Raw genomic sequence first — 2,605 nt, 5'->3', positions numbered from 1 at the left:
TAGACTAGATCAAAGCCTCGACCGATTAGTATCATTCAGCTCCACGTGTCACCACGCTTCCACCCATGACCTATCTACCTCATCGTCTCTGAGGGGTCTTTCTTGATTGCTCAAAGGGAAATCTCATCTCGGAGGGGGCTTCATGCTTAGATGCTTTCAGCACTTATCCCGTCCGCACGTAGCTACCCAGCGATGCTCCTGGCGGAACAACTGGTACACCAGCGGTGCGTCCATCCCGGTCCTCTCGTACTAAGGACAGCTCTCCTCAAATTTCCTGCGCCCACGACGGATAGGGACCGAACTGTCTCACGACGTTCTGAACCCAGCTCGCGTACCGCTTTAATGGGCGAACAGCCCAACCCTTGGGACCTACTCCAGCCCCAGGATGCGATGAGCCGACATCGAGGTGCCAAACCTCCCCGTCGATGTGGACTCTTGGGGGAGATCAGCCTGTTATCCCCAGGGTAGCTTTTATCCGTTGAGCGATGGCCCTTCCATGCGGAACCACCGGATCACTAAGCCCGACTTTCGTCCCTGCTCGACTTGTAGGTCTCGCAGTCAAGCTCCCTTCTGCCTTTGCACTCTTCGAATGATTTCCAACCATTCTGAGGGAACCTTTGGGCGCCTCCGTTACTGTTTAGGAGGCGACCGCCCCAGTCAAACTACCCGCCTGACACGGTCCTCCAGCCGGATCACGGCTGCGAGTTAGAGACTCTATACGCAAAGGGTGGTATCCCAAGGGTGTCTCCACCGAAGCTGGCGCTCCGGCTTCACAGACTCCCACCTATCCTGTACATCGCGTACAAAGCCTCAATATCAGGCTGTAGTAAAGCTCCATGGGGTCTTTCCGTCCTGTCGCGGGTAACCTGCATCTTCACAGGTACTATGATTTCACCGGGTCTCTCGTTGAGACAGTGCCCAAATCGTTACGCCTTTCGTGCGGGTCGGAACTTACCCGACAAGGAATTTCGCTACCTTAGGACCGTTATAGTTACGGCCGCCGTTTACTGGGGCTTCGGTTCAGTGCTTCTCTTGCGATGACACATCCCCTTAACCTTCCAGCACCGGGCAGGCGTCAGCCCCTATACTTCATCTTGCGATTTAGCAGAGACCTGTGTTTTTGCTAAACAGTCGTTTGGGCCTATTCACTGCGGCTTATGTTGCCATAAGCGTCCCTTCTCCCGAAGTTACGGGACCATTTTGCCGAGTTCCTTAACGAGAGTTATCCCGCGCGTCTTAGAATTCTCATCTCGCCTACCTGTGTCGGTTTGCGGTACTGGCGCCGACCTCCTCACTAGAGGCTTTTCTTGGCAGCGTGAAATCCGGTGCTTCGCCCTACGGGCTCCACGTCACAGCTCAACCTTGGTGTCGGGCGGATTTGCCAACCCGACGGCCTTGCTGCTTGTCCGTGCACTTCCAGTCGCACGGTCACCTTATCCTTCTGCGTCCCCCCATCGTTCAAACGGTGGTACGGCGGTACAGGAATATCAACCTGTTGTCCATCGCCTACGCCTTTCGGCCTCGGCTTAGGTCCAGACTAACCCTGAGCGGACGAGCCTTCCTCAGGAAACCTTGGGCTTTCGACGGAGGGGATTCTCACCCCTCTTTTCGCTACTCACACCGGCATTCTCACTTCCAAGCGCTCCACGGCTCCTCACGGTACCGCTTCACTGCTGCTTGGAACGCTCTCCTACCATCCCTTACGGGATCCATAGCTTCGGTGGTATGTTTAGCCCCGTTACATTTTCGGCGCGGCGCCACTCGACTAGTGAGCTATTACGCACTCTTTGAATGGTGGCTGCTTCTAAGCCAACATCCTAGTTGTCTGTGCAGCGCCACATCCTTTTCCACTTAACATACACTTGGGGACCTTAGCTGATGGTCTGGGCTGTTTCCCTCTCGACTACGGATCTTATCACTCGCAGTCTGACTCCCGAGTACAAGTTGCTGGCATTCGGAGTTTGACTGAATTCGGTAACCCTGTGGGGGCCCCTAGTCCAATCAGTGCTCTACCTCCAGAACTCTTCACCTCGAGGCTAGCCCTAAAGCTATTTCGGAGAGAACCAGCTATCTCCAGGTTCGATTGGCATTTCACCGCTACCCACACCTCATCCCCGCACTTTTCAACGTGCGTGGGTTCGGACCTCCAGTCAGTGTTACCTGACCTTCATCCTGGACATGGGTAGATCACCTGGTTTCGGGTCTACGACGACGGACTGATGCGCCCTGTTCAGACTCGCTTTCGCTGCGGCTCCGCCTCATCGGCTTAACCTCGCCCGCCATCGTAACTCGCCGGTTCATTCTACAAAAGGCACGCCATCACCCGTTAACGGGCTCTGACTACTTGTAGGCATACGGTTTCAGGATCTGTTTCACTCCCCTTCCGGGGTGCTTTTCACCTTTCCCTCACGGTACTGGTTCACTATCGGTCACTAGGAAGTATTTAGCCTTGGGAGATGGTCCTCCCGGATTCCGACGGGGTTTCACGTGTCCCGCCGTACTCAGGATCCACTCTGGAGGGGATGGGGTTTCGGCTACAGGGCCGTCACCTTCTCTGGCCGACCTTTCCAGGTCGTTCACCTACCCTATCCCTTTGTAACTCCGT

At 55.4% G+C, this 2,605-nt stretch carries 1 rRNA gene; it reads right to left on the bottom strand.

What is annotated here, in order from left to right:
- Nucleotides 1–5: 5 nt before the first annotated feature.
- Nucleotides 6–2,605 (bottom strand): 23S ribosomal RNA (locus tag KNO95_RS14270); the annotation flags it as partial.

The organism is Exiguobacterium sp. ERU653, from assembly GCF_018617775.1.
Classification (GTDB): Bacteria; Bacillota; Bacilli; order Exiguobacteriales; family Exiguobacteriaceae; genus Exiguobacterium; species Exiguobacterium marinum.
The sequence above is the reverse complement of the archived record's forward strand: the minus strand, read 5'-3'. Positions and strand labels throughout refer to the sequence as shown.